Below are 6769 nucleotides of genomic sequence, written 5' to 3'. Positions count from 1 at the left end.
GTGATCCATTCGCAGAATCGATCCCATACATTGGCGCTTGAGCGCTGTTGTAAGGTTGCTGTCATGGTTTTATAAGTGCGGTTAGTTATTTATGAATCAGGCGGTTTTGTCTTTGCCTGTGAAACTACTTTACACTGCTTTACAATTTGTAATCAAGTTTTATTACTTCAGTAAACCTGATACAAGTTATTAGCTTTGCTTATTTAAAAACCAAAATTGCCAACAAGCTAGAGGAGCAGCTACGGTCAAAGGAGAACCGGATACTTACTGGGTTATCTGCCTACAGAGTCAATGGGAAAAAGAATACTCTCATGAAGGGCCGAATAGTCTGCAATATTAAAAGTCATTGAATCTGAGCCGGATTGCGTTCAATCCAGTTAAATACCATAACCTCAAGAACAGCCACGAACAAAATCTACCTGAAGGTAAAGGCTGAAACAGGAAGGGAAACATAGGGTAAAAGGGTTTGCAATTAGCATAATCACAATTAAATGTGACACTGCTGGTGTTTCAGAAATTAACGATGAAAAGTGAGCCACGACGCTCGATCTAAAAGCGATCGCAGCCATAACACGAGACATCATTTTTTGAATAGTACCCCAACTGAAACTAATGAGGCTTTTTCGATGACAACTATAACTCCTAACCGTACAACCAATTCATATCCTAGTAATTCACCTGCTCCCTACACGGGATTCGATCGTCTATTCATCGGCGGACGTTGGGTTTGCTGAGTTCTGAATCTATGAGTGCATAGTCTCAAATAATGCGCGGCTGAAAAATTGCGCTCATGCCTCCCAACTTGAATAGTGTGTGTACACCATAGCCCTCTAAGGGGGAAAATTCAAAGTCTCTCTCCTTTTAGGAGAGAGATTTTCCAGATAACGTGAAAAGTCAGCGTGGCTTGAAGTTTGGGCTTCGGAACTTCAAGCTTGAAAATGAACTCCACCCGTTCTGAGTTGAAGAGGTGCAGTTAAGAAGTTGGAGAGTTGGTAAATATCTCCTCACAGACAACTAATTAAATACGCGACTTGACAAATTTCTCTAATCTATCCATTCCCTTTTCAATCGTCGCCATATCTGTGGCGTAAGAAAGGCGAATGTTGTCATCAGCGCCAAAGGCAATTCCAGGAATGACTGCAACTTGATGTTTTTCCAGCAAGGCATCACAAAATTCTAAAGATTTTAGACCGGTTTTGCTGATATCAGGAAACAGATAAAAAGCGCCATCTGGTTTTGCAGTACTCAATCCGGGAATGGCGTTGAGTCTGTCTAGCATAACTTGTCGGCGTTTAGCGAAGGCTTGGCGCATTTCTTCGACACAATCTTGAGAACTTTGCAAAGCTGCGATCGCACCATATTGGGCAAAGGTACACACGTTAGATGTACTATGCCCTTGGATGGTACTGGCTGCTTTAATGATTTCCACAGGCCCCGCTAAATAACCAAGTCTCCACCCAGTCATAGAATAAGCCTTCGCAAACCCATTACTAATCAAAGTGCGGTCAAAAATTTCCTTCCCAAGAGAACCGATGCTGATATGTTCTGCACCGTCGTAGAGAATCTTTTCGTAAATCTCATCAGAGACGACAAAGATATCTGCATCAACTACTACCTGCGCCAGTGCTTTGATTTCATCTGGCGTGTAAACCATCCCTGTGGGATTTGATGGAGAGTTGAGGATAAATAACTTCGTCTTCGGCGCGATCGCTTTACGGAGTTGTTCGGGAGTAATTTTATAACCCGTCGTGGCATCTGTAGGCACAATCACCGGGACTCCACCGACCAAAGTCACCATTTCGGGATAACTTAGCCAGTAGGGTGCAGGGATAATTACCTCATCACCTGGATCGATGAGCGCCACCATTAAGTTGTACAGAGAATGCTTACCGCCATTGGTGACGATGACATTCTCAGACTTGTAATCAAGACCGTTATCAATTTTAAGCTTGTGGGCGATCGCTTCCCTTAACTTTGGTTCTCCGGCTGCTGCACCATACTTGGTTTTGCCTTCTTCCAAAGCTTTTACTGCTGCGGCTTTAATATGCGCTGGGGTATCAAAATCTGGTTCCCCAGCGCTAAAACTACAAACATCTATTCCCTCTGCCTTCAGTGCCTTAGCCTTGGCTGCGATCGCTAAGGTTAATGAAGGTGTTACCTGACTTACTCTTGCTGCCAGCTTCATTCTTACTATTTTTGGCAAATCTTTCACTTATCTAAGGATATCCCAGAATCCCTACCAAGATTTGCTTTTTCTGAATTCGTTGAGGATTGGGAACTGGGGAATTGGGAATAATTCCTGACCCTTGATTCTTCATCCTTGACTCTTAACAATGTACTGTATATAACTTTAGTTTTAAGACAGCTAACTATTTATATGCAGTTCAAGAAACTTTTCATCGCAACTTCTTTGTTAATTACTAGTCTTTTTATACCTAATGCTGCCATTGCTCAAAATCGCGGTACTCCGGGTAAATTTGATTTTTATGTACTGACACTTTCTTGGTCGCCGGATTATTGTGCGACAAATGGGACTCGTGACCCACAGCAGTGCGCTTCTGGAAAGAAACTTGGTTTTGTATTACATGGTTTGTGGCCGCAGTACCAAGCTGGTTATCCTGCTAATTGTTCCACGCAAAAATTACCATCGGAAGTAAAGCGGCAGTTTCCCAATTTGTATCCTAGTAATAAACTTTACGAGCATGAATGGGAAAAACATGGTACTTGTTCGGGTAAAACTCCTGCGGAATACTTGGCATTGAGTAAAAAATTAAAAGATGCGATCGCTATTCCCGCAACTTATAATCGTCCTAATAAACCCGTGCGTACCACAATTACAAATTTTAAAAATTCGTTAGTGAGTGCTAATAATAAAATTACTGCTGATGGTATAGCACCTTTTTGTTCTGGTTCGGGAAGATTTTTGCAAGAAGTCTTCTTTTGTTATTCCAAAAACGGAGAAGCTGGTATTTGTAGCGCGGAGATTTTAAAGCGATCGCAAAAAAGTTGTGGTCAGCCAGATTTTTTAGTGAGAAACGTTAGATAAGAATGGGGAATGGAAAGAGGCAGAGGGGCAGAGGGGCAGGGAGCAGGGGGGAAAGAGGCAGAGGGGCAGAGGGGCAGAGGGGCAGAGGGGCAGGGGGGAAAGAGGTAATTATTTTATTCTCACCTCTGCCCCCTGCTTCTTCATCTCTCGACTTCCTAAGCTATGGTCACATCTGGCGATAAATAAACATCTTGAATGGCATGAAATAGTTTCACTCCTTCCTCAAAGGGACGTTGGAAGGTCTTTCGCCCAGAAATTAATCCTGAACCACCAGCCCGTTTATTAATTACAGCCGTGCGAACTGCTTCTGCAAAGTCATTTTTACCAGTCGCGCCACCAGAATTAATCAGTCCCACACGCCCAGAGTAGCAATTTAGTAGCTGATAACGAGTTAAATCAATTGGGTGGTCAGTTGTCAATTCTGTGTAAACGCGCTCATCGGTTTTGCCGTAACTCTTACCAGTGGCTTTGGCAATTGCACCATAACCATTGTTATTTTCTGGTAACTTTTGTTTAATGATGTCGGCTTCAATGGTTACACCCAAATGATTTGCCTGTCCGGTGAGGTCAGCCGCAAGGTGGTAATCTTTATCTTGTTTAAAAGCGTTGTTCCGCAGATAGCACCAGAGAATAGTCACCATCCCTAATTCATGGGCGCGTTTAAAAGCTTTGCTGATTTCTTGGATTTGTCTGGTAGACTGCTCTGAGCCAAAGTAAATTGTCGCACCTACCGCCGCGGCCCCTAAATTCCAAGCTTGTTCCACATCAGCAAACAATACCTGATCGAATTGATTGGGGAAAGTCAGCAATTCGTTGTGATTGATTTTGGCAATAAAGGGAATCTTGTGGGCATATTTGCGCGAAAGGATACCTAATGTCCCTAAAGTGGTAGCAACCGCATTGCAACTTGAGGCGATCGCTAATCTGACAATATTTTCTGGATCGAAGTAAATCGGATTGGGCGCAAAAGACGCACCTGCCGAGTGTTCAATCCCTTGGTCTACCGGTAGAATAGACAGATATCCAGTATATGCAAGACGACCAGTAGAATAAAGTAACTGGAGATTACGCAATACTTGAGGGTTGCGATCGCTATTGAGCCAGATTCGATCTACAAAGTCTGGCCCTGGCAAATGTAGTAAATCCTGAGAAACTTTTGCTTTATAGGTAAGCAGGTCTTCTGCCTCTTTACCTAACAATGACTCAATAGAATTAGCCTCTATGAGTGTTGTAGTCATAGTTTTTTCCTCAAAAATTGAGCAAATGACCTTTGCCTTTAAGATAGCATTTTTAATACTCGTAACTTGGTTAGGCTTGCATTAACTAGATGTATCTTCCTTTTGGGATAAAAGTCTTAAATCATTCTTTAAAAATCGATAAAATCGATGATTATCTGAGATATAACGATGAATTGAGCCAAGATGCCCAAAGATAGAATCGTGCTTTTGAGGATTTTGGTGAATTGCAGACTGATAATTTGATATATTTCGATTCTGATACCGAGCGTCTGACAACAATAAGGTTGAGAACTAATATTCGCAGATCGGCATTGTGGTAATAATCGTTAAAAGAAGAAATTCAATTATATGAGTAAGTTTCAAATCGATATCGACTTCAGCAATATAGATTTAGCTTCCCTTGAGACAGAAGAAGATTTTCAACGAGAGGCAAAAATGTTACTCCCAAAGGCACTGGTCAAACTAGGTGAAAGTGTGGGTGAAAAGACTTGGGAAGAATTACAGCAAAAGCTGCAAGGAACTGGAGGTAAACTCAAATCTTCTCCCAGCGAGAAACGTAGGTTTATTCAAGAAACCGGAAGAACTTATCAACGAAATGCTAGTAAGAGAGAAAAACAAGAACTGGAAGAATATATAGTAGAGCAATTACGCCAGCACAAGTAGTATTTGTCATAATTTAACTTACCGGACATGATTCAAATAAACCAGCGACGAATCAACTCCACTTGGAAGCCATAGCCGTCGTCAACTTCCTCAATTAACTCACGTTGCAACAGCAAGTTGAAAGTAATATCAGCATCGGGGAATTGTTGCAATAGAGTTTGGCGGCTAACTATAGCCCCTTCCCCTTGAGTAGCGATAAAACGTAGAAGAGCTTGTCCAGTAGCATCAACTTGGTTGTTTTGAATGTCAGCAAAGAAAAAGCCGCCACTTTGCAAAGCTTCTGGTATCGCTGCTTCCACATCCGCTAAAGTTGCCAATCGCCGGATAGAGGGGTCTTGCTCGTTCTTAAGGACAATAATTTCCGCGCAGAGTAGTTGTACTAAGAATGGGTGACAGCGCGTGAGTTGCAATACTCGCTCAACGGCGTTAGGTTCATAGCGAAGAGTAAAATCTTTGACGGGCCGTTCAATTAATTGTCGCGCTTCCGCTTCTTTGAGGTAGGAGATATGCACTACTTGGACATTAATGAGATAACTAGCCCAGCGCTGATATTCTTTTATAGTATGAGAGCCAGCGAGTAAAACCTTGAAGCGGGGACGATGTTGGATGAGGTGACGCAGCATTCCCAAAACATCCTGTTCATCAAAGCGACCTTTGGCTATGGCGTTGTCTAGTACCTCGAATTCATCTAGCGCTAGTAAAGCGGTATTTTGTTCTAGAGCCTGTTCTACTTTATCTAGCCATTCATAGAAATAGGTGAAAGGGTCAGATTGTAGCACTTCGCGGGCTAGGGATGGTAGAGTTACACCTTGCTTTTTCGCTGACTTCTCCATCTCTCTAGCCAGGTTGTAGAGAAAACCTGCATGGTCACTAGCTGATGAAGTTGCGCCTTGCAAGTCTACAAATATGGGGATGATGTTACTAGGTAGTAACTTTCCGATGTTATTGAGGAGGGAAGTTTTACCCATGCGTCGCTGACCGTATAGTAGCAGAGGTGGACGACGGCGATCGCGCAGTAGTTGCTCTATGCGTAAGCCAATGTCATTACGCCCAATGAAGATTTCTTGCTCTAGTGTAATGGGATTCCCAGTAATGTAAGGCGAGTCAATTTCTTGGCGCAGTTCAGTAATTTTGGCCAGTTCATCTGCATAGTTAGTTACTATCTCACGCCAACTTTTGATAATAGGGTAGAAACGGACTGTGTATTTGTCGCTGCTACGAGCGAAGTTCTGCAACTGTAGATTTAATTGATCTGCAACAGATGTGAGAACTAAGCGCTGGTTGTAAGCACTTGCTTGATTGACAGCAGCATCTACATCCTCACTGATACGGCTAAAGATTTGTAGTAGAGGGCTAATTTCACTATTTAGTTCGCTAGTTACCAGACTGCGATGAGCTTTACGGATAGCTTCAACATCTTTACAGCCTTGTAAACTGCGTGCATCCAATTCAATCTGTGCAGATTGAGCCGCCCAGCGCTGGGGGCTGGTATTGAGATATTCTAGGGCTGCTTTTCCTTCAACTGGGTTATTTTCGATGACGAAGAGGAGATGTTCATCCAAGCGGGGCAGATGTAAACGCTGCCACTCATCCCAAAAGGCGGAATGATAGCGCAATAAACAAGAGCTTCTACCATTACGCCCTTTGTCTAATCTATAGAGCAGAGAATTCCAAAGAATGAGAAATGGAAAGGATAAAACAGGCCGCCATGAATTGATAGTGGTTCCCACGCCTACCGCCACGCCGGACGCCACGCCTACTGCCACGCCTACCGCCACGCCGGACGCCACGCCGAACGCCACGCCGAACGCCACGCCGAACG

General features: G+C 43.2%; 5 protein-coding genes. 2 read left to right on the top strand and 3 right to left on the bottom strand.

All coding sequences use genetic code 11. The features are described 5' to 3' along the window. Positions 1–1018 precede the first annotated feature (1018 nt). Positions 1019–2185, bottom strand: a complete 1167-nt coding sequence (locus tag V7L01_RS13760) for a pyridoxal phosphate-dependent aminotransferase (protein WP_335035580.1) — start codon at positions 2183–2185, stop codon at positions 1019–1021. Between the two features lie 192 nt (positions 2186–2377). On the opposite strand from V7L01_RS13760, the gene V7L01_RS13755 reads away from it, so the two are divergent. Then, entirely contained in the window at positions 2378–3046 is a 669-nt protein-coding gene (locus V7L01_RS13755) for a ribonuclease T2 family protein (protein WP_335035578.1), read from the top strand. 155 nt (positions 3047–3201) lie between these two features. Here the strand turns inward: V7L01_RS13755 and V7L01_RS13750 are convergent, their stop codons facing one another. Beyond that, positions 3202–4284, bottom strand: coding sequence for a class I fructose-bisphosphate aldolase (locus V7L01_RS13750; protein ID WP_335035576.1), 1083 nt, complete (start codon positions 4282–4284; stop codon positions 3202–3204). 348 nt (positions 4285–4632) lie between these two features. On the opposite strand from V7L01_RS13750, the gene V7L01_RS13745 reads away from it, so the two are divergent. Further along, positions 4633–4947, top strand: a complete 315-nt coding sequence (locus V7L01_RS13745; RefSeq protein WP_335035574.1) for a hypothetical protein — start codon at positions 4633–4635, stop codon at positions 4945–4947. Between the two features lie 32 nt (positions 4948–4979). On the opposite strand, the gene V7L01_RS13740 is transcribed toward V7L01_RS13745, so the two are convergent. Beyond that, positions 4980–6769: AAA family ATPase (locus V7L01_RS13740; RefSeq protein ID WP_335035572.1), on the bottom strand; the 1790-nt coding region annotated here is incomplete at its 5' end.

This window comes from Nostoc sp., from assembly GCF_036917095.1.
Classification (GTDB): domain Bacteria; phylum Cyanobacteriota; class Cyanobacteriia; order Cyanobacteriales; family Nostocaceae; genus Nostoc.
This window is presented reverse-complemented; position numbering and strand designations above follow the sequence as displayed.

What these genes read in the sequence shown, in the direction of transcription:
- V7L01_RS13760 (WP_335035580.1), bottom strand. Translation starts at nt 2,185, where the DNA reads ATGAAGCTGGCAGCAAGAGTAAGTCAGGTAACACCTTCATTAACCTTA.
- V7L01_RS13755 (WP_335035578.1), top strand. Translation starts at nt 2,378, where the DNA reads ATGCAGTTCAAGAAACTTTTCATCGCAACTTCTTTGTTAATTACTAGT.
- V7L01_RS13750 (WP_335035576.1), bottom strand. Translation starts at nt 4,284, where the DNA reads ATGACTACAACACTCATAGAGGCTAATTCTATTGAGTCATTGTTAGGT.
- V7L01_RS13745 (WP_335035574.1), top strand. Translation starts at nt 4,633, where the DNA reads ATGAGTAAGTTTCAAATCGATATCGACTTCAGCAATATAGATTTAGCT.